This window comes from Desulforhopalus sp. IMCC35007 (genome assembly GCF_005116575.1).
Lineage (GTDB): Bacteria > Desulfobacterota > Desulfobulbia > Desulfobulbales > Desulfocapsaceae > Desulforhopalus_A.
Genome location: NZ_SWCN01000001.1, coordinates 257,139 through 280,791 on the forward strand (window position 1 = coordinate 257,139; position 23,653 = coordinate 280,791).

Genomic DNA, 23,653 nt, shown 5'->3' on the forward strand with positions numbered 1-23,653 from the left:
CCTGGTGAATGGAGTTTTTTTATGAGCAAACAAAAGGATTCTCCGGCCGAGAACACCATTCCGGCGGGATACACTCTCGACTACGTCTCCGGAAATCAAGTTAAGGAAACAAAGAAAGAGCTGGTTCGGCAACGGATTGTCCGTGCCCTGATCCACGAATATGGCTTTTCTCCCGAAGACATGGTGAATGATTTCGCAATTGGCGGGCGTAAGAAGGTGGATGTCGCAATCTTCCACCACGGTAAGGACCACACCATCGAGAATCTTGGCCGGGCAGTACTCTGCCGCCCTGAACCGAATGTCGGCAAACACGCCGCACGTATCCGGGATTTCGAGCAGGCCGCCGACGACTTGGATGACTTGGAAAGCATTATGCGCGATATAGAGGCCATCAAGTATGGTCTCTGGACCAACGGCCTTGAATTTTTCTTCCTTGAAAAAGAGCAGAAGCGTTTTGAGACCAAGTGCAACCCTATCGGCGACTGGCCCATGGCCGAAGAGTCCGTCGGCACCAAGGAGGTCATCTCCGACGCCCATACTCGTGTTGCCGACCAAGAGATGTTGAAAATCACCTTTCGCCGCTGCCACAATTACATCCATGGCAACGAAGGAATGCCCAAGGATGCTGCTTTCTGGCAATTCCTCTATCTTATTTTCTGCAAGATGCATGATGAAAACCTCCGGGCCAAGCAGCGCCAAGCCTGGAAATGCCGATTTTGGGCTGGCCCCAAGGAACAATTTGAAATCGAGGGTCGCAAGGCGATCCGTAAACGCATTGAGGAGCTCTTCGCCGAGGTCAAAAAACAGTTCAAGAACATCTTCCGGGGTAACGAAGAAATTTCGCTTTCGGACAGAGCTCTGGCCTTTATCGTTTCCGAACTGGCAAAGTATGACTTTACCCGTACGGATGTCGACGCCAAGGGAGTGGCTTACCAAGAATTGGTCGGCGTCAACCTGCGGGGCGACCGGGGCCAGTATTTTACACCGCGGGGCGTGGTGAAGTTGGTCGTAGAAATGCTTGCGCCCAAGGAAAATGAAACGCTCCTGGATCCAGCATGCGGGACCGGGGGCTTCCTCGTCGCCACCCTTGGTTACATGCTGAAGAAGTTCCGGGAAGAACAAGAGACGCAGCCCGGGAACGAGAACACCAGCGAATTTCTGACCGTCCACGAGCGTCTGAAAGAATATGCGGCGACCAACACTTTCGGTGCTGATTTTGATCAGTTTCTTATTCGTGCCTCCCAGATGAACATGGTCCTTGCCGGTGATGGCCGCGGCCACATTTACAACATCAATTCCCTTGAATTCCCTCTTGGCCATCTCGACGATCTGCAAATAGCTAAAAAAGAAATTCCGCTGGGCTCAGTCGATATCATCGCAACCAATCCGCCGTTTGGTTCGGACATCCCGATCACCGATAAGCATATTCTCGAACAATACGAGCTGGCGCATAGTTGGGAACGTGATGATGAGGGGGGATTTCGAAACACTGGAAGAATGCAAGGCAGTGTTTCCCCAGAAATTCTTTTTGTTGAACGCTGCATACGATGGATCAAGCCTGGAACTGGACGTTTGGGTATTGTTTTACCAGACGGCCTACTCGGCAATCCCGCAGCCGAATATATCCGATGGTGGATAATGCGAGAAACGCAAGTCCTTGCCTCCATCGATTTGCCGGTGGAAGCCTTTATTGCCGAGGCCAACGTCAACATCCTTACCAGCTTGCTCTTCCTGCGTCGCAAGAGCGATGAAGAAAAGAAGCGTGAAGCCCTGGGCGGCGTTGAGGAATACCCGGTCTTCATGGCCGTAGCCGACAAGGTTGGCTTTGACCGCCGTGGCAACAAACTCTACAAGCGCACGCCGGACGGCGAGGAGATTGTCGAGCCGCGCACCTCTGTTGAACGTATCCGCATCAGCGGACGTTTTGTGGAACGGACCCTGACCCGCAGTGAAAAAATTGAGGACAATGATCTGCCGGTCATCGCTGAGAAGTACCGCGCATTTCTCAAGGAGCAAAACGGATGAGCGTACCGGTTTTGTATCACGAAGGGAGGTTCCCTCCCAAAGAACTTAATTGGGCGCAGCTTGTGCCGCTGATTGGACCTGCCAACGCAGCAGTGGCACGGTATGACGGGATATTGGCTGCCATTCCCAATGTGAATGTGTTGTTAAGCCCGTTGACCACCCAAGAGGCTGTGTTGTCATCACGTATTGAAGGTACCCAGGCCACCATGGGTGAGGTACTGGAATACGAGGCCAAGGGTGAAACGGACGAACCTACATCAGCGAAAGAGGCCGACATATGGGAGATACTCAATTATCGAAAGGCGATGCGGTATGCCACTGAACATCTGAACACGTTGCCTTTATGTCAACGCATCATTCTTGAGTGCCACAAAATTTTATTAAACAGCGTCCGTGGCCACGGCAAGGCTCCTGGTCAATACCGCAAAATTCCCAACTGGATTGGCCCAAAGGGCTGTCCCATTGAAAAGGCCCGCTATGTTCCCCTCAGCGCAGAAAAATTACCTGCGGCCATGTCTTGCTGGGAGAAGTACCTTCATGAGGAAGCGCCGGATCGACTGGTGCAGTTAGCCTTGATTCATGCGGAATTCGAAGCCCTGCATCCTTTTCTGGATGGCAACGGACGACTGGGCCGTATGTTGATTCCGCTCTACCTGAACCAAGCTGGGCTTATCAAACAACCAGTCTTTTATATCAGTGCCTATCTGGAAAGCCACCGGGATGAATACTATGAAAGACTTCTGGCTATCTCACGTGATGATGACTGGGACGGATGGTGTGCCTTTTTTCTGAAGGTGATCCGCATCCAGGCGGAAGAGAATCTTGACAAGGCTCAGAAAATACTGGGACTTTACAATGAGATGAAGCCGCAATTCACTGAATTGACACATTCCCAGTATGCCATTCATGCTTTGGATTGGATATTTGAGAGACCCATTTTTAAAAGCTCGGATTTTGTCCGTTCCGCGAATATACCCAAACCCACCGCCCAACGAATACTGGCCGTTCTCAAAAATGAAGGCGTTCTCCAAGAACTCCAGTCCGGAAGCGGCAGACGCGCTGCCATCTTGACCTATCCCGGACTTCTGAACATCGCCGAGGGATACCATGCGTTTTGAGTATCGTGAATTCACCACAAACTACCTTGTGTCTCACGGAATGGAAATAATGATGCGCAATATAGTTTGTAGTGATTCGGTGAGACACAGCGAAAAAGCAGTCGAGGGAATGACTACTATTACCAGTACAGAAATTGGAGAGGGTGCTGCAGAGGATAGCGGTTCAGATATTTTTTTTATCAATATCGTTGTTAGCAACAAAGAAAGCGTGTCGTACAACAGGCTGCTGATGCAGAAGATGTTGCACCAGCTCATTGAGAGTTACGACTTTGACCAGGTTGATCTAAAAGTGAATTTCACTCCCCAGTTCACAGGGCATGGTCATAATACTCAGCAAATTCCTCGAAACTGGTGAGATATCAGAATGATCATTAGAACAATACCCAGCACGTGGATCATAGAGGAAGAGCATCGACTGGATTGCGGTCCATTTGTAAAGGGGAGCGTAGAGGCTCGAAAAAAAATCGAGCGTATGCTTTGTCGTAAAGACAAACTGGTTGAGCTTACCAAAGGTGGAATTGAAGGAATGTATCATGTAGGGCAAGACAAAATCGTCTGGGCTGATGATACTATCCATGGAATGCCTTTTCTCCGAAGTTCAGACATTCTTAAGACTGATTTATCAAATCAGCCATGCATTTCTAGGAAGCAAGTGGCTAACAACCACCTCTTCCAATGTCCTCCTGGATCGACCCTGATTACGAGATCGGGCACTATTGGCCGCATGGCCTTTATGCGGACAGATATGGTTGACACCGCGATATCGCAGGATGTCCTTAAAATTATACCTGATGAACAAAAAATACGGCAAGGATATCTATATGCGTTCTTGACTTCGAAGTTTGGAGTTCCCCTCATTACTGGGGGGACCTTTGGTTCGATCATAGTTCACATTGAAGCGGAGAATATAGCCAGTCTTCCCGTTCCACGCTTCTCGAATGAATATGAAAAAAGCATTCACGACAAGGTTCAGAAGGCCGCAGAAAACCGAGTTCTTGCAACCGAACTCATCAAGAATGCAATTCAACTTGTTTACACCAAACTCAAGATTCCCGTACCAAGGGCCTTTCGCGGAGCAAGCTCGCCATCCTTAACCGTCCAGCCATCAAAATCACTTCTAGTTCGGATGGATGCTTTTTATTACAGCGAGTTGAACTCGTTTGCGCGTTCTATTTTCGATAAGGCCGGAGTTCTTCTAGGGAAAAAGAAACTTATGGATACAGCTCAGGTTTTTATCCCTACCATATTTAAGCGCCAATATGCGGACGACCCTAAATATGGTTACCCCTACTTTACTGGAAAGGAGATATACGAAATCACTCCTACGACAGACCTATATCTCAAGAAAGACATAGTTGAACAAAATAACCTTATGCTCAAGAGAGGCATGATTCTTGTCCAGGATTCCGGGCAAGTAACAGGATTAATAGGTCGTCCCGTCCATGTGAGCAGTCATCTAAATGGTGTTGCTTGCACAAACAATATGGTTCGAATACAGGCGCACAATGCTGACGACAATGGTTATATCTTTGCGTTGCTGTCAACTGAGTATGGCACTAGGCTTCTTAAACGGGAGGCCGCTGGATCTAGTATCCCACACCTAGATGCAGGACGAATTCGCAATCTTGAGATTCCTTGGCCGGAACAAGGAATTCGAAGTCAAATTGGTGCTGGTGTGTGGGAGGCATTGGATCTGCGCGATGCTGCAATAAATCTTGAATATGAGGCTCGTACTCTCATTGAAAAGACCATTGAAGAGGTAGGTAGCTAATGGCAAAGGTCATACCCATCGGGCAACCCGTGAACGACGCCGAACGCCAGGCCATAGGTTTCCTTCGGGATCATCTGCCCGAGGGCTGGCTAATCTTCCATAACTGCGAGATGCGCCAGGGTGAGGAGGTATTCGAAATCGACATCGCCATCCTCGCGCCTCACGCGGTTTACCTGGTGGATGTCAAAGGTACGCGCGGGAATATCGATGTGTATGGCTCCAAGTGGTATCCCGAGGGGCGACAACCGTTCCACTCCCCATTGGCCAAGCTGCGCAGCCACGCCAAGACCATGGCAACCATCATCCGTGAGAGCAACACCGGCCTGATCGAGTTGCGCAAAGTCCATGTGCATGCCACGGTGCTGCTCACCGCCGACAATACCACTCTCTTTGACCAGGCGGGCATCGACGGACCGGACGTGACCGATTTCAAGCACTGCCTGAAATACTTCCGCGACCAAAGCCGCATCCCCGCCAACCGTCTGAACAATATCAACCGCTTCCACTCCCAGATCGCAAAAGCCATCACCGGTAACGCCAAGCCTAAAAGTGCGGCCCTAGTGTTCCGTGACTGGCAGGTGGAAGAGAAGCTGGGTGGTACCGACCGCTATACCGAATACCGTGCCAAACACAATCTCCTGGGCAAGAGCGGCGGCCTGGCCCGTTTGCGGGTGTATCAGGCCGATCCTTATCAAGATGAAACGACTCGCAAGGAAGAGTTCAAAAAAATCAGCAACGCCTACCGTGCCGTGGCGCACATGCCGGCCCACGCCAATGTGCTGGCGGTGAAGGATCTCTTCGTCAATGACGACGAAGATAAAGTGGTGTTGGTCACCGAGGATCTGCCCGGCCAGGCCCTGCGGTTGCACATCAATAAGGTATCCCTGGCACTCACCTTTGATCAGAAGCTGCAGGTGATGCGAGACGTACTCTCGGCTCTGGATCATGCCCACCGTCACGAAGTGATCCATCGTAATCTGACCCCGGACGCCATCTTGGTGACCAAGGGCGGCCAAGCGCGGGTTACCGGTTTCGACTTTGCCAGGGTGGGCAAGAATCGCAGCAAAGAAAGTACCATCGCCGGACAAATCGTTGAGGATATCGATACAACCTATCGGCCTCCGGAGTTGGTAAAGTCAGAAGTGGAATCAATACCACAAGAAGCGAGTATTGCTTCAGATTTGTATTCGCTCGGGCTCATTCTTTACGAGCTGTTGACCGGCGAACGGGCCTTTGAAAACGTCGACCAGATGATAGAGGCCGACGGCAGGTTTCCGATGAAGCCATCGGAGCACAAACCGGATCTGCCCAAGGGAATCGATGAATGGCTGCAGAAATTCTGCGAGTTCGATCCGGAAGATCGCCACATCAGCGCGGCCATTGCCCGCAAGGCTCTTGACAACGTTATACTGCCTGAAGCTAAGAATGGGTCCGCTCTGGATGTCAGTAACCAGGACCATTTATTGCTAGAGCCTCCCGACAACCTGACCGACCTGCCGCAGGACTTCATTCTGGCGGATCGTTTCCGTATTCAGAAGAAGCTGGGCAGCGGCGGGTTCGCCGTTACCTATAAAGTTTTCGATGCATTTGATGATAGAACTTATGTGCTCAAGCTGGTGGTCAGAGACCGCAGAAGCACCTTCGATCGCTTCATCAGGGAGTATAAATTACTCAAGAATACACCCAAGCATCCCAATGTTGTCGATACTGTTTATGCATACCGATTAGCCGATATGAAGCAAACGCCGTTTATTGTCTTTGAATATGTTGATGGCCTCGATGTTTCGGATCTCATCGATAATGAAGCCCTTTCTTTGGAAGATTCGGTTTGCATCGTCCGCGAAACAGCCGAGGGGCTTGTTCATCTGCATACGCACGGTGTTTACCATCAAGACGTCAAGCCTTCCAACCTGCTCTGGACCGACAAGGGCGTTCGCATCATCGACTTCAACGTCGCGGTCACCGAGCACGATGAGGTCCAGGGCAGTGGTGGTACACGCCGTTATCTACCGCCGGACTACGATTATTCAAGCGAGCCGGATGCTTCGGATCGGATGGATCGTGACCTCTATGCCCTGGGTATTTCCTTTTACGAATGCCTCACCGGCAAATACCCGTTTGACGAGCCGACGCCGCCCATCAAGACCCAGCCAAAGGACCCCAAGCAATTCAAAGGATGTGCCGAACTGAGCACCTCGTTGGTCAACGTGCTGGTGAAGATGATTGCCCCTGAGCGTAAGAATCGCTTTGCCTCGGTGGCGGAATTCCTGAAGGCCCTGGCCGAGGTGAAGCGTTTCCGCTCGGTGCTTACCACCGGTGAAATTGGAACCGGTCCAAAGGTAGTGGCCAAGCTGGGCTTCGAGCCGACCAAACCAAATACCAATCCTTTCGTGACGCATCTGCTTACCCTTTACAGCCAGAGCCAGGTGTCCAACGCTGGGACTCGCGGTCTGGACGAGATTGGCAAAGCCACCTATGTGCCAACTTATCTGGACAGGAGGCTCCAACCTGCTTTGTTCAAAGGCGAGTTCCGTCTGGTAATCATCAGCGGCAACGCCGGTGACGGCAAAACGGCTTTCATCCAGCAGTTCGAGGCCTTTGCCGAGACCAAGGGTGCACAGGTGCAGCGCGGCGCAAATGGTGCCTTCTTTCAGCTCAAGGATCACACATACCAGAGCAACTATGACGGCAGCCAGGATGAAGGCGACGAGGGTAACGACGCTGTGTTGCAGAAGTTCTTCGGCCCCTTCGCGGGCAAAGACGCCTCTGCCTTTCCTGCGAACCAGACCCGCCTGATTGCCATTAACGAGGGCCGTTTGGTCGATTTCTTCCTGGAGCATGAGGAGGAATTCCCCCTACTTTCAAAACAGATTCAGCAAGGGCTGGCGGGCAGCGCCCCCGAGAATGGCGTGGTGGTGATTAATCTCAATCTGCGCTCGGTGGTTGCCGCACCAGAGGAAGACCAGACCTCGATTTTGGAGCGTTTGATTCCCCTCATGTGCCAACAGGTATACTGGCAGGCCTGCGAGAAATGCGACCTCAAAGGCAAGTGCTACGCCTACCACAACGCCAGGACCTTCCAAGACCCTGTTGCCGGACCGAAGGTGATAGAGCGCCTGAAGTTGCTTTACACCATTACCCATCTGCGAGGGCGGTTGCATATCACCATGCGCGATCTGCGCTCGGCCCTGGCTTTCATGCTGGTGGGGACCCGCGACTGTGACGGCATTCACCAGCTCTACCAAAACGGTGGTGAAGAAAACCAGAACCGGATTCTGGATGGATTTTATTTCAACTCCTGGCTGGGTGGCAGTGAAGACTCAAACGACCGCCTTATTTCACTCCTCAGGGAGATTGATGTGGCCGAAGTCAGTAATCCGGATTTGGACCGTGAATTGGGTTTCCTGGATCCGAAGTCCAAGGCCATGAGCCGGTTTTCATTTGCCGAACGAGCAAGATACGATGACGATCTTGCCCTGGCGCTGTTCCGCAACCTGCCACGAGATTATTCATCGAAGAACCGTGCGCGGTTGATCAGCAAGCACCGAAATTACCTTTCCCACATGCGCCGCCGCCATTTTTTTGAGCGCCGCGATATTGGCTGGAAGGAGATGCTGCCCTATGGGAGCATCGATCATTTCCTCACCGCCATTGAAAACGCTGGTGTGAAAAATCCAAATGATATTACAACAGTCCTGCAGGCAATCAACCGAGGGGAAGGCCTGAGCGATCCGGCACGTCTTGGCAATCAGTTGGCGCTGCGGGTGCGCCGGGTGGATAAGGGCACTATCCAGAGTTACCGGTTGTTCGATGGAAAGCACTTCACGCTCCGTACCGAGCAGGAAACGGCGGCCCATCCCTTTCTGGAATGTTTGTCTCAGGCGCTCGTTCTCCTGTATGACTCCAGTGATGGCTACAAGGCGAGCCTGCGGATCAATCTCGATATTTACGAGATGCTGATGCGGTTGAACAACGGATATCGGCCAAGCATTGAGGAAGAAGAAGGTTTCTGCCTCAGTCTGGCTGTTTTTAAAAATGTTCTTTCGGCTGCCCCATACCAGGAGGTGCTCCTGACTGAAAGCGGGTATCGTTTTTATCAGATTGATCGAATGGATAATGGTGTTCTGCAACTCACTGTTTCGGAAAAAGGAGCTGAATACCATGTCAATTAAAGGTAGAGACAAAGAGTTCAGGATTCCAAAAGTCAGTTACTTGGATTTTAAACACACGGAGATGGATCGTGTCTTAACGATGCTGTTTCCCCGACTGAAATATGATGGTTATGGAAGTCGGCGCCCTCCGCGAGGTAAAGACCTTTCTATTGATGAATTTTTAGAGGATTTTCTCGACCATCCGGAGTGGTTTTCTGGATTTGGGCAACATCCTGATATCATTCGTAAGTGGATCGAAACCGATCTCATGGATCTGGTGAACCGCGGCAAGGCCAATCAGGCCGTTGCGGCACCGCGACCGTTGCACGGCAACACATACAAATTCCGCAATGCCAAGCACACTCGCGACTATGGCGCTGCTGAACATATTTATTGGATGCTGTTCTACGCCCGCAAGGGTAAGGGGCAAGCAGCCCGTGATGCATTGAGGCGATTCTTTTTCCCCGGCATTGACCTGGTCACCGACCGCTACGATCCCAGCGCATCCGTGGACGTGGAGACCCAGGCAATCTTGCGGTTGGATCACCAGGTTACTCAGGACATGAAGGACTCCAAGGAGCCTGCTCGGTTCCATCCGCTATGTATCGGCCAGGCCGATATTATGGCTGACGATATTCTGCGCCTGCTGGCCTATGAGCCTTATATTCCTCGCTCGGTGCTGGTGGATTACCTGAAGACGCTGTTGGCCTTCCACCTGGCGTTGTATCACCTGAAACTGCTGCAGATACTGCCCAAGCTGGTCAAGCAGCGCTCCGGCAATGACCTCTGCGAGATCAAGGAATGTCCTATCAACCCCGGACTCGACAATGCGCTCGAGGGATGTCCTTTTCGGAACTCGCTGGTTGTGGACATGGGTGATGTGAATAATCCCCACATGGCTGAGCTGGCACGAAAATCCACTGACCGCATGTACCGTCAGATACCCGCTTTTGTGCAGGCAAACTTCGTCGTGAAAAAACTTGATGAGATGGCGGAATACCTGTGCAAGAAAACCGGCAAGCTCGCGCCCCCAGCAAGCGGGGTGTTCTCGATCGGCGATCTGGTTTCGCTGTTGAAACTAGAACACGATGCTGATCGACAAGCCTACTTCAAATTTCGCCTGGCCAGCCTGATTGAAGAATCGACGGCGGGCAATGAGGATGTGGATCCGGAGATCCGGGGAGTGACCTCAATGGGATTGGAAGAGTTCGAATCGTTCATCGAGATACTGATGGCTTACCGGGGTAAGTATCACCGGCAGTACATCACCGAATGTTTGGATTCCCTTCTCCTGAAAAATAAAGAAAACGGCTTGTTAGCGCAGCCGCGCGCGAAAGGCAGCCCGCGCCGTTTTGTCCTGGGCAGCAAACTACTCGAAGTGCTCTTACAGGTAGCTGTCCTCACCCAGACCGGTGGGCGTTTTGTAACCCGTGAAGTCAGGATTGAAGAGCTGTTGGCCTTCTTGAGAAATCGCTATGGCCTTCACATCGACCGCCTCCCAGAGGGCAGCCAAATTAATAGCAGCATCCTTGACAAACGGGCGCTTCGCCTGAACCTTGAGGCGTTTAAGCGCCGTCTGCGTGAAATTGGCTTCTATGAGGATCTGTCGGACGCCTACGTGACCCAAAAGGTATCACCGCGCTATGCAATTGATTCGCGCCATCCCGGACGCTCACCCCTGCGGGGCGATCTTCGATCGTCCCAATCGGCATCCATGCCAAATGGTGAGATATGTAATGGAAAAGATAAAAACGGGAGGCACGCATGAGTAACGCGTTCACCAAGCTATCCCAAGACAAACTGAACGCGGCAGTTGCTGATTTACTCTGCCCACGCATCGAAGCGATTCTCTGTGATCGCGGCCCGGGCCACTGTATGCGGGTCACCGACCTCGATGATGAGGTTATGGAATCGGTTTGTAAAGAGCTTCGCCGAACCCGTCCTGATGGCAACATCTTTATCCTGGGCAGCCACGATCAGGAAGATCTGCCTTATAGGGTCACATCCACCAAACTGGTCGAACTACGAAACCCTGATGCGAATGGTAAGCTGCGCCAACCGCTGTTGGTCTTTATTCCTACTTCACTGCGAACCAGCGCCGAAGATTCGTTTGGCGTGGCCACCTTTGAAGAGATTGCCTTCACTGGGATCTATGAAGATCTGATCGTTTCCCTCATTGATCGACTGCCTGCCACTTTGATTGGTCATGTTCGTAATCTTTTCGGAATCCTTTCAGAAGAGAAATGGCTGTTTGCTGATGATGTTGCCCGTGTGCGATATCTGCTGACTGCACTTTCGAATGGCATTGATGGCGAGACCCTGGGGGCCAGTCTGTATGAGTTGATACTGATCCCGGATTTCAAACTCTTTGCTGACCCCGGAATAGTTAATGGGAAGATCATGCGAAACCTGAATAGCGTCCGTAACCTTATGATTTCGCACAAATCAGTCCGCGGACGAATCGCCGAACTTTGCCTGAATGACAAGGCTATCGAATTCTGTCTATGCGCTTTTTTTGAGAAATATGAAGTTCAGGAGCCAGAGGTTTGGACACCGGCCATCGCTATAGAGAAGAGTTGGTGGACTATCTCTTTTGATAAGTGGAAATTTCAGGAAGAGCTTTCTTTAGATAAAGTCCTGTTGACTGTAATGGAAACCGATCTGCCCATGGTGCTGGAGGATGAAACCGACAACCAGCTGACTGGACTCATGGGGCAGCAGGTACTGGTGCCCAACGACCGTCGGAAGATGAACGTAGTCTTTGCAGTCAATCCACATCCGAACAAGGTCAGCGGCCTTGACCATTTTACGGTGCAGATCATTTCGCAGAATGACGGACCTGTTGGCAAGTCCAAGAAGGTCAAACCCTGGGCACTTAACCGCCTGCAATGCACAACCAACCTCGCCAAGCTCAACAAATTCGAGTTTGAAGAAGGGTGGCATTTTATAAGGGTTCTTCCCTGGACGGCTGACGGAGATCCAATACCCCTGGAATCAGATTCCGGGTCGGAAACGGCCAAGCACACCTATGAGAGCGAGCCGTTCTATGTTCTTCCGGGTGGAAATTTAGAGGAAGACCCACCACAGCGGGCAATACCGATAGAGCAAAGTCTCGAACATGCCTTTTTTCGGTTGCAGCTCACGGCGCTCGGCGATGAACGTGATCCTGCGGATGTTGCTGTGACCGGTGTCTCGTGGGCTGAAGGTGGGCGTTCGAAAAAGGCATCCCGCCAGGAAATCCTGTTGGCAAAGTTCGGACGAGAAGGCGCAGTTCAGATCCCACTGTCGCGAATGCTGAAAACCATCGAACAAAGGATACTGTCCGAGCCTAAACATCTCTCGGGATGGCGGATGCAAATCAATTTGGATACGGCAGAAATCCCTTCAGAGACTGGCCTGGTTCTTCCGTCATCGGCGGCTATGGCGTCTTTCCTTGCTACTCGCGAAGAATTATTTGCTATTGTTCGCAAGGATACCGCTGAACTGATCATGCAGGGACTCTCCTTTCGGGATGCCCAGAAGGAATGTCTGGCTTACGCAGAGGCCTATCTTGATCTGGTTCGCAGACTCATGCGGCAAGCCGAAACGACCTCGGGCGCTGAGCGGCAACAGCATTTACAAGCCCTGCGTAATGTCCTGGCCATCGATTCCATTCATGTTGTTTTGACCGATTTCCGTGGAAGGCATCGCGAGGCAGTACTGGTTTCGCCAACGCATCCGCTCCGTGCATTGTGGCTGGCAAGTTGGGTGGAACTTGGTAAGGACTGGATCGAAAAGATTAAGTCTGGTGGAAAAGATCATATTCCCCAGGTCCGGTCGGCGCTTTTAGACGGGTTGGTCCCCTCAGCTTATCCGGTAGCCATTCCCGTCGAAGATGGACGCATTTTTACTCCTGTCGAGAACCTGAATCCATTTTGGGCGCTTTACGCTCCCACCACGGAAGGAAATTCTCGAGGTCTGATGGCTGAGATCTGCTCCGCGCTCGGTTTGAACGAGCCCTCCGCTGCAGGCTTTGACATTTCCGGCAAGGTGATCGCAGACAAAATAGAGCGTTACCTGTCTCAGCATCCTTACGTCCGCGAATTGTCCTTGAACATCTTTAACCCTGGGGCTGGTGCCGTGATCGCAGATGCTTTGCTAACCTTACAGCAGAAGCATCTGCACGCTGACTTGCGCTATGACATTCGCCTGTTCTCTTCGGATCCGGACTCCCCTGTTTTGGGGGAATCTTTAGAGTTGATGGTTCGCCCGGGAGGAACAATTAATGAGGCTGCAGATGCCTTTGCAATCTCTACCGGCAGCCATCTCTTTTCAAAGTTGAATCTGGCTAAACATGCGTTGTCAGAGTTTCATACCAACGCCAAGGAATATCCAGCGCACATCAGTGTTCTGCTGGATGTTTTCCCAGCGGCGGAGCTATCCATCGCAGAGAAACCTCTGGGGATGACTCCTCTGCATGGGTTGGTGCAAGATTTTGATACCGAGTTTATAGATGATGAATCAGGAACGTACTGGAACAAGTGCCCGGTTGTGGGTTATTCTTTCAATTCGGATTCCCAATCTGCCTGCTTTGATCTTCTTTCTTCTATAAGCCGTCACCTGTGCTTTGCGATATCTTCGGTGGCCACATCGGGAGCTAGCTTCAAGGCCGTGCCGGTTGTGACACTTGGACTGGACGTCGCACAACGTGAATTGATCTATGAGGTTCACCAGGTCAGCGATTGGGTGTTCACCATTGACAGGAATATGGGGATTGAGTTTTTCGATCATGGTGGGAGGAAGAACAGGCCAGATTATCTGATTGATTATGTTCCAGGAGCCAGCTCACAGGCCACCCACAATCTGATTATATCTTCGAGATCAAGTGACGAGCTCAAGGCCATGTTAAAGCCGGTCCTTTTACGTCATGGGTTGTCAGCGGACGGTGAGCAGTCCGTACAAATACTAGCCCATCTGCGTTCTCTCTCCGGCCAACTTGCTTTGAAACTGATTTCCGCTTCTACACAGCAAGATGAGGCACTTGGTTTGGCTTTGGCCAGATTGTACCTTGAATACCAGGGTGCCTTGAATAATCAGATTATTGTTCCCTTAGATGCACATACGGATCTTTACCGGTCCAGCGGAGGTGCTGAGGAGTTGAGTGACGCCGTCAGCCTTCAACGCACCGATCTGGCACTATTCGATCTCGACTTAGCTGAAAGAACCGTCACCTGCAATCTGGTAGAGGTCAAATGTTATCAGCAGAATATGACTTTCGCTGATTTCAATAGGCTCAAGCAAGATATCTCTTCTCAGATCAATCAAAGTGAGCGAATTCTCCAGCGGCACTTTGACCCGGCACTTAAAAAACCGGATCGGCCGGACAGACCGCTAAAGAGCCGAGATTTTTCCCAAATTCTCCGTTTTTACCTTGAGCGATCTCTGCGTTATGGAATTTTTGATGTATTGGCTGCACAAGAAGCGCGAGGCCTATTGGAGTCTATCGAGAAAGGCTATTCACTTCAGTTTAGGCGTTGCGCGCTGATCTTTGATTTTTACAAAAACGGTACTGAGGCCCCTGATAATGAGGTTGGCATTGAATTCCATCGCATCGGCAAGGATCTCATTCATGCTTTATTGGATAATTGCCACAGACCAGTTTTTGCTGAGAATGAAGAAGAGCCTGCGACCCATTCTCTCAGTGAGCAGTTCATTCCGAGTGTTCCCAAGCTCGCAAAAGCAGGTTTTCTCCCACCCAAGCGGGAACGGTCTACGTCATGGACCGTGGATGGCCTGTGGGATGATCGCGTAGAAGATATAAAGAAAGTTCCTGAAGCCAAAGCTGCAGGTGAAATGCCACCAATGGCTGATAACTTAAAATCTGATAAGCAGGTTGAGTCGGATACTGCTGTGCAGAAGGCGAAGGTTTTGACTCGTCCAGCGGAAGATAAAGGAGAGGGTCAGCAAGTTGCAGTTGTAGGATCAGAGACACTGGCTGTGATCGAAGATAAAAAACCTAAAGAGGCCGTGACGACACAGGTCTCAGTCGGCGATGTCAGCTACGACATCATGCTTGGCGTTAATGGCGATTCGCCACAGTACGGATTACTTGGAGAAGCATCCGGAAGAAAGATCGCCCTGGACCTCAATCATACCCACACCATCAGCCTTTTTGGTGTTCAAGGGGGTGGCAAAAGCTACACATTGGGAACAGTGATTGAGATGTCTTTGATGCCGATTGAACATATCAATGTACTTCCAAGTCCGTTGGCCACCGTAATTTTCCACTATAGTCCGACTCAGGACTACGCGCCTGAGTTTACATCTATGATTCAGCCGAACACGGTCGATGAAGAGATTCGCATTCTGCGTGAGCGATATAAAGCAAATCCGGTAGCGTTGAAAGATGTGATGATACTAACTCCCTCCAACAAGGTTTCCGAGAGAAGAGCAGAATACCCTGACATTGAAGTCCGGTCTATTGCATTCTCAGCGTCTGAACTGAAGGCCGCCCACTGGAAATTCCTGATGGGAGCGATCGGCAGCCAGAGCATGTACATGCGGCAGATCAATCTCATCATGCGAGGCCTTAGAGACAATCTGACGTTAGATGCCATTCGTGACGGGATCACAAATTCTAGTCTATCTGATCACCTGAAGGATCTGGCCCAGACACGCCTGCTTTTCGCGAGCGAGTATGTTGATGACAGCCAACATCTTCAGGATTTGATTCGCCCGGGACGGTTGATCATCGTCGATTTGCGAGATGAATTTATTGAAAAAGACGAGGCTCTCGGACTGTTTGTGGTGATGTTGCAAATCTTTTCCGAGGCAACCTACCTCGGTAAGGCATTCAACAAGCTGGTAGTGTTTGACGAGGCACACAAATATATTGAGAACGATGACCTTGTGTCCGGCCTGGTAGAGGTTGTTCGCGAGATGCGACACAAAGGGACCAGCATTATGGTAGCCTCCCAAGATCCGCCGTCAGTTCCGGTTTCATTGATCGAACTGTCATCACAGATCATCATGCATAAGTTTAACTCTCCGGCCTGGCTCAAGCATATCCAAAAAGCCAATGCCGCCCTCGGAGACTTGACTTCCGAAAAAATGAATCATCTCGGCACAGGCGAAGCCTATGTCTGGTCGAGCAAGGCCTCGGACGATTCTTTCACTCGGGGGGCTGTAAAGATCAAGTGCCGTCCTCGTATTACTCAGCATGGCGGGAGTACTAAAACTGCTGTGAAATAATGCGTTGTGAGCAGGGCGTAGATTTATGGACTCTTGTTGAGTGAGGCTTACTTATACTCTTAATTTAACAAAACCATTTATCAGAATTGGATTTTTGCGGGGATAAAAGTGAATCTACCTCCACTCCACGTACTTTGGAAATAGTGTGCCACGAGGCTACACGAAAGATGAGGGTAGGTCCCTCGGAGTCGAGCAAATAGAAAACACTAACCTGTACCTTTAGCAGACAGCCAGATCCATGGCATTTTCGAAACGACTAAGCTGTTTGAAATTGTTTATTTTTCTCAAATCTAGCGGGCGGTAGCCCTGGCTGCTGCTCTGCATGACGTTGGCGATGAAAAGAGATGATATAACATTACTTGAACAGGTACTAATATGTCCGCAGTGCATAATAAGTGTGATGGGAGATCATGCCGGTGAAGGCGTTGACGCGATCTTCCATAGAAAAGTTGCCGATATAAAGCGAACAGAAAAGACCTTCTGGGTTATAAAGTCGTCAAAAGCCCGACCCGCGCAAGTACAGTCGCTCTGCAAGAAGACACCTGCATACACTATATTCGTTGAGCCAGCGACCAGGGGTGGCGCTCGTCCTACTACAAGAGAGGACGCAGCCAAGGAGTATTCCGAAAATGGACAGGTGTGGCATCGACTCCCGGAAGGTATTGGCCCGGTCACTGGGAAGATAGATGCCAGTGCAGCAGCTCTTGTTTTTGACATGATGACGACAGTGGTCAATGGAACACTCGATCTGTGGGACTACGGAGACTTCTCAGACATACAAAAGCCTCTAAAATTCATGCTTGGTTGTTCTACGTTTTGTGCCATCCGAAAGAAAATGACACCACATCCCGAACGAATGATATCGCGCTATCGTGGAATTCTCGCAGTAGCGCGACTCGCGGAACCTTACTGTGTGTGGCTTCGATGAATCGCTAACGAGTCGTTAGAAGCCAATCACTGGGAAACCCGGTTCTGCCTGAACTCTTTGTTGAAACTGGAGACTGACATTGCCAAACTATGAGATGATATTCGGCGTTTCTGAAGCAGCCCGTCTTATCGATGTAGATAGAGACCTTATCAAGAAATGGGCTTATCTCTTTCGTGATTACTTAAAAGCTCCAGCTAACCCGCCGAAAGGAACTCCTCGCCAATTCTGCGCTGATGATTTGCGCGTACTCGCATACGTTTCCATATATTGGGAAGATGATCCCGATATTGAAGCAATAAGATGCGGCCTTGATAGCGAAGATCATTTTGAAGACCTATACAATAACTTTATGACCACAGTTACGCCTCTCTTTAGAGACCCCCCTGAAGAGCTTGATGAAAATTGGCGGCACGGAACCATCATCGGTGGCTGGGCGGATTTTGGAGATACGTTTGCTCTTGCTGATTCATACAAGCTTGCCGGGGATATGCTTGTTGACGCAGCTCTTTCCAGGGACGAAGCCTTTGAGTTTATATGCCCTGTCATCTATAATTACAGACATGCTACGGAACTCTACATGAAAGCTACTGTTCCATTGAGAAAAAAGAACCATAACTTGCTATTGTTATTACAGGGATTCAAAGAGTTGCTAAAATCGGAATTTAACACCCAGCTTCCTGGCTGGTTCGAAAACGCTATTCTGGCCTTCAATGACTTCGACCCTAACGAGACTACCTTCAGATACGGTGGTTTTACCGGTTTTTCTCAATGCGGAGAAGTATGGGTCGATATAGTGCACATGAAGTCTTTAATGGGATGGCTGGCTGAATCATTTCAGAATATCAGGCGACACCGAGGGATGATTTAACCACAACACGCACCGGCTCGGCAGTGTGAGATGGCATAAAATGAATAATTGGAATATCCCTGATTGGTTAGAACGAGAGGTCAAGGGCCGAGATAGTAGTTGCGTCTACTGTGGTATTGAATTTGGGTCCTCCAAGGAGACGAGAAAGTCGAAAGTGACCTGGGAACACATCGTTAACGACGCCAGAATAATTAATCAGGAAAACATCGCTAGATGCTGCGTTTCTTGCAATTCGAGTAAAGGCAACAAGGAACTATCCGAATGACTAGAATTCGATTATTGCAAGAAACGCGGAGTTCATGCATCTATACATTTGTATAGCACAATATACATACAAATCTATATCGTTTCCCGTAACGCTTTCAACAGCCTTTCACCTGTTGCACTAGCTCCCAACACAATCAAGGCACGAATTGCAGCAGTTTCACTGATGTGCCGGTGACTCTCTTTGTTCATCGTCGCGGTAATCTCTTTAAGCCGGACAATATCATCGTCATAGAGTCGGTATGCCTTCAACGATGGTTTTTTTCTTGATGGCACCAAATCGAGACGTTCTTTGGAATCAACTTTTGACTCAGCTGTTTGAGCCAGCTTGGATTGTCCGGTAATTTTTTTAGTTGCCATATCGCAGAATCTCCTCGGTAAGTTCTTTGAAATCTTCGGCACCGTAAGATCTTGGATCAAAAACCATCACAGGTTCATTGTTCATTTGCGCTTGGTTAATGGCTTCATTTCTACGGATCACGGTTTTTAACAGATTTTCTTTATACGGTTCCAACTGTTCTTCGACAAATACATTGGAGAGCTTGTTGCGGGAGTCACGACCATTTCTCAAAATCATATATTTAAAGTCGCTGGATTCTTTCACATCCTCGATCGACCGAAAAAGATCGGCAATACCATCCAAGGAATACCGTCCGTAAATAGTCGGGATCAAAATCATGTCGGAGGTATAGATGGCATTTATCGTGAGGACGTTAACTGTTGGTGGACAGTCGATGATGATGAAATCGAAATCCTTTTCGATTTTTTTCAAATGATTATGGAGAAGCTTTTCCCGGTGGATTTTCGTTGTGATCTGCTCGGCAGTTATGGCCAGATGGATATTGGAAGGAATAAGAAAAAGATTTTCAACTTGCTCTTCATTTTCACCGAGCACCGCTTGACGAATAACATTGTCAATTTTAAACGATTTGTTCGACAACAGCTCATTGACTGTTTGGTCTCTGGGAATGTCCGTGCAGAAGATAACAGAGCTGTGTGCCTGGGGATCCATATCGATGAGAAGCGTCTTCTTTCCCGACAACGACAGACAATAGGCCATGTTTGTGGAAATCGTTGATTTCCCAGCACCGCCTTTCTGGTTGAGTATTATTATTTTCATCGTGTTTTCCTGTAGTAAAGAGCAATATGTATGTCGACTTATATATATTATTTGTCATCAATTTATACAGCTAAACATACAACTAAATAGTTATAGAATATGTTTAATATATATTCATATCTTTGTATAGCACAAAAGATATAATAAACATCCAAAAAAAAAGCCGTCCCCTGAAGGAGACGGCTGTGGTTACATTGTTATGCGGCAATCGACATGGATTTCAATTCCGCCATCTTTTCAGTCAAAACCCAAAGAGCCTGGTTCAGCTTGATATTGCGATCAAGGGCTTTTACCGCTCTGGTAGTGACTTTTCGAGGGCCATTTTCTCCATGGATTTTGCCTTTTACTCCGCCTTTGATGATATTCTCCTGGACTTTATTGAATGTTGTCCACAGACTATCGCTGCCATCGGCAAACCGGCGCTGTGTCAACAACTGTTCCGGAGATATAGGCGCGTTATCCATATCCTCATAGAGCAGCCGGTGAGCTGCTGCAGCATAGGCGATCTGCTCGTCGTAGCCCAGCTGGATGCCTTTCAAATAATCCATCTGGTCGTTGATGACAGTTGCAGCAGCGGTGATCTTATCAGCTGATGCAACGAAATCATTTTGGTTAAATCCGACATGCCGATGGGTGAAGTTGGCAAAATCCGAGGCGATCATCAAACCGTTGTTACAAACCAAACGCCATTATGTTGAGAGATATAAAATGGTGAGAGATTGAGAACGTTTTTTTGAATTCAACAAGTTGGTTGGTAAAGGAAAAAAAACTCTCACCATTTTCTTTTCTGAATAAATGGTCATCCTTGCAAAACAAGAAGCAAAATTAATTAATTTCTAAACAAGGAGGATGATTATGTCAGAAAATGAAGACATCAATGGGGCCATATTGGCCATCATGGAATCTATGAGAATGCAGGGAAGCTCGCTAAGCACTCTCAAAAGTTACAAAAACGTATACAACGTATTCAAACGATATTTATCGACCCACTGCATTTCCAAAATTGATGAAAACGTCTGTTGCGAGTACGTGTACGTTAAAACTGGCCAGAGGTTTGAGAGCTTCGAGTGTGTTATATCAAGTGCTAGTGTCAACTATCATGTGCGGCCATTGCGACGATTACTGCGTTATCTGCAAGATGGACAATTTCACTCTGATGTTCGAAAAACGAAACCGACCTTTGTCTGCCCGGCATGTTTCAAATCAGAATATGACTCTTTCTGTGGGGAGTTGACTTATCACGGCTACAAAGAAGCAACGATAGAATCAATTACCCCAAGAGTGCGGTTCTTGATAACGTACTTGGCAGCGCAAGAAGTTAGCTCATCAGCCGATATTACCATCCGGCATATAGAGGATTATTTACAAACGTTAGATAAGAAAGCTACCTCATATGTTGGTCTTTTCTTGGATACATTTAGATCTTTTTTCTCGTTGTTATATGAACGGGGATATATCGTAGACGATTTGGCATCCAAGCTTCCAAAAGTTCGTATTCCCCACAATGCTTCAATCCCATATGTCTGGTCAAAAGACGATATCAAAAGGCTGCTTTGTGCAATAGACCGTGCCGACCCTAAAGGCAAGAGAGACTACGCAATATTTCTGATAGCCATCCGGCTGGGTCTCAGGATTGGAGACATCAGAAACCTTAAAAAATCGTCGATAGACTGGAATCGGAAAACAATAAATCTGATAATGACTAAAACAGGTCAGCCGATTGAATTACCGTTATTAAAGGATATCGGCTGGGCCATCATCGATTACCTGCAGAATGGTCGTCCCGTTACAAATAGTGAGCGCTTATTTGTGAGGCACAGACCACCTTTCAACGCATTTGGTGATCGTAACAACTTCCACAAAGAGCTCCATCGATATATTCTTAAAGCCGGTCTGAACGTGCCTGGAGGTCTGCGGCATGGGATGCACTCGTTGAGAAGCACATTGGCGGGAAACATGCTTGAAATTAAATCACCGCTGCCCATCATTTCGGAAGTACTGGGACATCAGTCCGTCAACACTACAAGCAGATACCTCAAGATAGACATTGAAGGGCTTCGCAAATGCGCCCTTGATCCGGAGGAGGTGTTTGCAAATGAAAACATTCTATAAATGGAAAAGCGGGATTGCAGAAGCCGCTCAGAACTACATTACACTCAAGCGTCAGTGCGGAATGAAATATGGAGTCCAGGAACGTTACCTGCGTCAATTCGACACATTTCACTACAACAATGGCTTTGAAGGAATCACTCTGACAAAAGAAATGGTAAACGATTTTATCTATGACCACAATGAACGCCCAGTGTCACACCACAACAAAGAAGTACTGATGCGGGACTTCGCAATATACCTGGCTGACAGAGGCCACCATGTATATGTGGCAAAAGTTAAAACGCAGCTTATACGTCGAAAATTTATTCCCCACATCTGCACGGATGACGAAATCCGCCGGCTGTTCAGAGCCATAGACAATTATCCGCAGGCTCGGAGATCCTACAGGAATACGGTTGATCCAGTGCTGTTCAGATTCTTGTACGGTACAGGCGTACGGATTTCCGAGGCAGTGAACCTTGTTCTCAATGATATAAACGTAGAATCCGGAATCGTCACAATCCGCGCTGCAAAAAACATGAAAGATCGATTGCTTCCCATGGCTGATAGCCTGACAAGACGTATTATCATTTTTGTGAACGGATTCCATCGATACAGTGATAACAAAATGTGGCTTTTCCCGAGTTTAAACAATGGAAAAATTGGGCGAATGGACAAGACCACAGCATATACACATTTCAGAGATTATTTGCTTATGGCCGACATTCCTCATACCGCTGTAGGCCCTAGAGTCCACAGTCTGCGCCATGGATTTGCCGTCAAATGCCTTAAAAAGTGGGTTTTGGATGGAAACGACCTAACTGTCTTGTTGCCATATCTGTCTGCGTACATGGGGCATTCGAATTTCCGCGCCACTCAATATTATCTGCGATTGACATCCGATCTGTACCCTGAGATCGTGCGACGGGTTGAAGCCGAATTTGGATATGTTGTGCCGGAAGGAGGGGTAATTTATGATGAAAGCTGATTTACCATATTACCTCACAAAATTCCTTGGCAAATATCTGCACGGCGAAAAAAATGTCAGCCACCATACTATTCAGTCTTATTCCATCACTTTTAAGCTGCTGCTTTTCTTCTTCGAACAGACCAAATCGATTACTCCTGAGCGCCTGTCCATGGAAAACTTGAGCCATGACACAATCGTTGATTTTTTGAACTGGATCGAATCCACACGGAACTGCACGGTAGCGACCAGAAACCAGCGGCTGGTGGCAATTCGCTCATTTGTAAGGTTTGTACAAAAACAGTCTCCCGAAAATTTGTTCGAGTTTCAGAAGATACTGAATGTTCCTGATAAAAAGTGCGTAAAAAGAGTCGTGTCGTTTCTCACCGGTGAGGAAATGAAAATACTACTGTCAATGCCTGATCCCTCAACCAGAAAGGGACTCCGGGATATGGTACTGATGGCCGTATTATACGACAGCGCTGCAAGGGTTCAAGAGATCATTGATTTGAAAGTTAGCGATCTACGCTTGAATAAGCTTGCTGTGATTATCTTGCATGGTAAAGGTCAAAAGATTCGCCATGTTCCAATCACGGAGAAAACAAAGAATCTCTTGGAATCGCATTTACGTTGCAGTTCCACCAACAACGGCGTCAGCAGCGGCGAGCAGTATGTGTTTGTGAATCAGAGGAAACAGCAGCTTACACGCTGGGGTGTATCCTACATTATTGAAAAATATGTCGGTTTAGCAAGCTTGTGCAATGAATTCGACGTGCGTTTTCCTATCACGCCACATGTGTTCCGCCATAGCAAAAGCGTTCATTTACTTCAATCCGGTGTCAATTTGATCTACATCAGGGACTTCCTTGGACATAGCGATTGTAGCACCACCCAAATTTATGCCAAGGCGGATACGGAGATGAGGAGAAAAGCACTGGAGGCGGCATATGTTGACATCCTGCCGACAAGTGAACTCCCGGATTGGTCCGATGATAATAACCTGATGGACTTCCTTATTTCACTTGGCCGTTAATGATAAAATGGTGAGAGAATCGATGAGTGAAGCCATTGTTTGGCTGGTTTGCTGTCGTCTCTCACCATTTTATATCTCTCAACATAA

At 48.7% G+C, this 23,653-nt stretch carries 15 protein-coding genes; 12 read left to right on the top strand and 3 right to left on the bottom strand.

Features of this window, described 5'->3' with window-relative positions; genetic code table 11:
- Positions 1–21 precede the first annotated feature (21 nt).
- From FCL48_RS01165 to FCL48_RS01205, 9 genes are all read left to right on the top strand, one after another.
- The gene (locus FCL48_RS01165; RefSeq protein WP_136870405.1) at positions 22–2,025 is read left to right on the top strand and encodes an N-6 DNA methylase; all 2,004 of its coding nucleotides are present in this window, start codon (positions 22–24) and stop codon (positions 2,023–2,025) included.
- Positions 2,022–3,143, top strand: a complete 1,122-nt coding sequence (locus FCL48_RS01170) for a Fic family protein (protein WP_136870406.1) — start codon at positions 2,022–2,024, stop codon at positions 3,141–3,143. The genes FCL48_RS01165 and FCL48_RS01170 overlap by 4 nt, the downstream gene beginning before the upstream one ends.
- Entirely contained in the window at positions 3,133–3,498 is a 366-nt protein-coding gene (locus tag FCL48_RS01175; RefSeq protein WP_136870407.1) for a hypothetical protein, read from the top strand. Before FCL48_RS01170 ends, FCL48_RS01175 begins: the two co-directional genes overlap by 11 nt.
- 9 nt (positions 3,499–3,507) lie before the next feature.
- Positions 3,508–4,914, top strand: coding sequence for a restriction endonuclease subunit S (locus FCL48_RS01180; RefSeq protein WP_136870408.1), 1,407 nt, complete (start codon positions 3,508–3,510; stop codon positions 4,912–4,914).
- Entirely contained in the window at positions 4,914–9,086 is a 4,173-nt protein-coding gene (locus FCL48_RS01185) for a protein kinase (RefSeq protein WP_136870409.1), read from the top strand. Before FCL48_RS01180 ends, FCL48_RS01185 begins: the two co-directional genes overlap by 1 nt.
- Positions 9,076–10,833 carry a hypothetical protein gene (locus FCL48_RS01190; protein ID WP_205747608.1) on the top strand — a complete coding sequence of 586 codons (1,758 nt, stop codon included), beginning with the start codon at positions 9,076–9,078 and terminating at the stop codon, positions 10,831–10,833. The genes FCL48_RS01185 and FCL48_RS01190 overlap by 11 nt, the downstream gene beginning before the upstream one ends.
- Complete coding sequence (locus FCL48_RS01195; protein WP_136870410.1) at positions 10,830–16,295, top strand: ATP-binding protein; 5,466 nt, start codon at positions 10,830–10,832, stop codon at positions 16,293–16,295. Before FCL48_RS01190 ends, FCL48_RS01195 begins: the two co-directional genes overlap by 4 nt.
- Positions 16,296–16,692: 397 nt before the next feature.
- Positions 16,693–17,223: a hypothetical protein gene (locus FCL48_RS01200; protein ID WP_136870411.1), complete on the top strand. Its 531-nt coding sequence runs from the start codon at positions 16,693–16,695 to the stop codon at positions 17,221–17,223.
- Positions 17,224–17,302: 79 nt separating this feature from the next.
- Positions 17,303–18,091, top strand: a complete 789-nt coding sequence (locus FCL48_RS01205) for a hypothetical protein (protein WP_136870412.1) — start codon at positions 17,303–17,305, stop codon at positions 18,089–18,091.
- Positions 18,092–18,430: 339 nt separating this feature from the next.
- Here the strand turns inward: FCL48_RS01205 and FCL48_RS01215 are convergent, their stop codons facing one another.
- The 3 genes from FCL48_RS01215 to FCL48_RS01225 form a co-directional block, all read right to left on the bottom strand.
- Positions 18,431–18,715, bottom strand: coding sequence for a hypothetical protein (locus FCL48_RS01215; RefSeq protein ID WP_136870413.1), 285 nt, complete (start codon positions 18,713–18,715; stop codon positions 18,431–18,433).
- A complete protein-coding gene (locus FCL48_RS01220; RefSeq protein WP_136870414.1) occupies positions 18,705–19,475 on the bottom strand; it encodes a ParA family protein in 771 nt (256 codons plus the stop codon). The genes FCL48_RS01215 and FCL48_RS01220 overlap by 11 nt, the downstream gene beginning before the upstream one ends.
- 197 nt (positions 19,476–19,672) lie before the next feature.
- Positions 19,673–20,158, bottom strand: a complete 486-nt coding sequence (locus FCL48_RS01225; protein ID WP_256374262.1) for a DUF932 domain-containing protein — start codon at positions 20,156–20,158, stop codon at positions 19,673–19,675.
- 172 nt (positions 20,159–20,330) lie between these two features.
- Here FCL48_RS01225 and FCL48_RS01230 point away from each other — a divergent pair, with 172 nt between their 5' ends.
- The 3 genes from FCL48_RS01230 to FCL48_RS01240 are packed head-to-tail and all read left to right on the top strand — an operon-like array spanning position 20,331 to position 23,566.
- Positions 20,331–21,587, top strand: coding sequence for a site-specific integrase (locus FCL48_RS01230; protein ID WP_169309024.1), 1,257 nt, complete (start codon positions 20,331–20,333; stop codon positions 21,585–21,587).
- Entirely contained in the window at positions 21,571–22,554 is a 984-nt protein-coding gene (locus FCL48_RS01235; protein WP_136870417.1) for a tyrosine-type recombinase/integrase, read from the top strand. Before FCL48_RS01230 ends, FCL48_RS01235 begins: the two co-directional genes overlap by 17 nt.
- Entirely contained in the window at positions 22,541–23,566 is a 1,026-nt protein-coding gene (locus tag FCL48_RS01240) for a tyrosine-type recombinase/integrase (RefSeq protein ID WP_136870418.1), read from the top strand. The genes FCL48_RS01235 and FCL48_RS01240 overlap by 14 nt, the downstream gene beginning before the upstream one ends.
- The last annotated feature ends 87 nt before the right edge of the window (positions 23,567–23,653 follow it).

Excerpts from the sequence above, each read along its gene's own strand:
- FCL48_RS01170 (WP_136870406.1), top strand. The coding sequence starts at position 2,022 with ATGAGCGTACCGGTTTTGTATCACGAAGGGAGGTTCCCTCCCAAAGAA.
- FCL48_RS01185 (WP_136870409.1), top strand. The coding sequence starts at position 4,914 with ATGGCAAAGGTCATACCCATCGGGCAACCCGTGAACGACGCCGAACGC.
- FCL48_RS01230 (WP_169309024.1), top strand. The coding sequence starts at position 20,331 with ATGTCAGAAAATGAAGACATCAATGGGGCCATATTGGCCATCATGGAA.
- FCL48_RS01165 (WP_136870405.1), top strand. The coding sequence starts at position 22 with ATGAGCAAACAAAAGGATTCTCCGGCCGAGAACACCATTCCGGCGGGA.
- FCL48_RS01195 (WP_136870410.1), top strand. The coding sequence starts at position 10,830 with ATGAGTAACGCGTTCACCAAGCTATCCCAAGACAAACTGAACGCGGCA.
- FCL48_RS01240 (WP_136870418.1), top strand. The coding sequence starts at position 22,541 with ATGATGAAAGCTGATTTACCATATTACCTCACAAAATTCCTTGGCAAA.
- FCL48_RS01235 (WP_136870417.1), top strand. The coding sequence starts at position 21,571 with ATGAAAACATTCTATAAATGGAAAAGCGGGATTGCAGAAGCCGCTCAG.
- FCL48_RS01215 (WP_136870413.1), bottom strand. The coding sequence starts at position 18,715 with ATGGCAACTAAAAAAATTACCGGACAATCCAAGCTGGCTCAAACAGCT.
- FCL48_RS01175 (WP_136870407.1), top strand. The coding sequence starts at position 3,133 with ATGCGTTTTGAGTATCGTGAATTCACCACAAACTACCTTGTGTCTCAC.
- FCL48_RS01220 (WP_136870414.1), bottom strand. The coding sequence starts at position 19,475 with ATGAAAATAATAATACTCAACCAGAAAGGCGGTGCTGGGAAATCAACG.
- FCL48_RS01190 (WP_205747608.1), top strand. The coding sequence starts at position 9,076 with ATGTCAATTAAAGGTAGAGACAAAGAGTTCAGGATTCCAAAAGTCAGT.
- FCL48_RS01180 (WP_136870408.1), top strand. The coding sequence starts at position 3,508 with ATGATCATTAGAACAATACCCAGCACGTGGATCATAGAGGAAGAGCAT.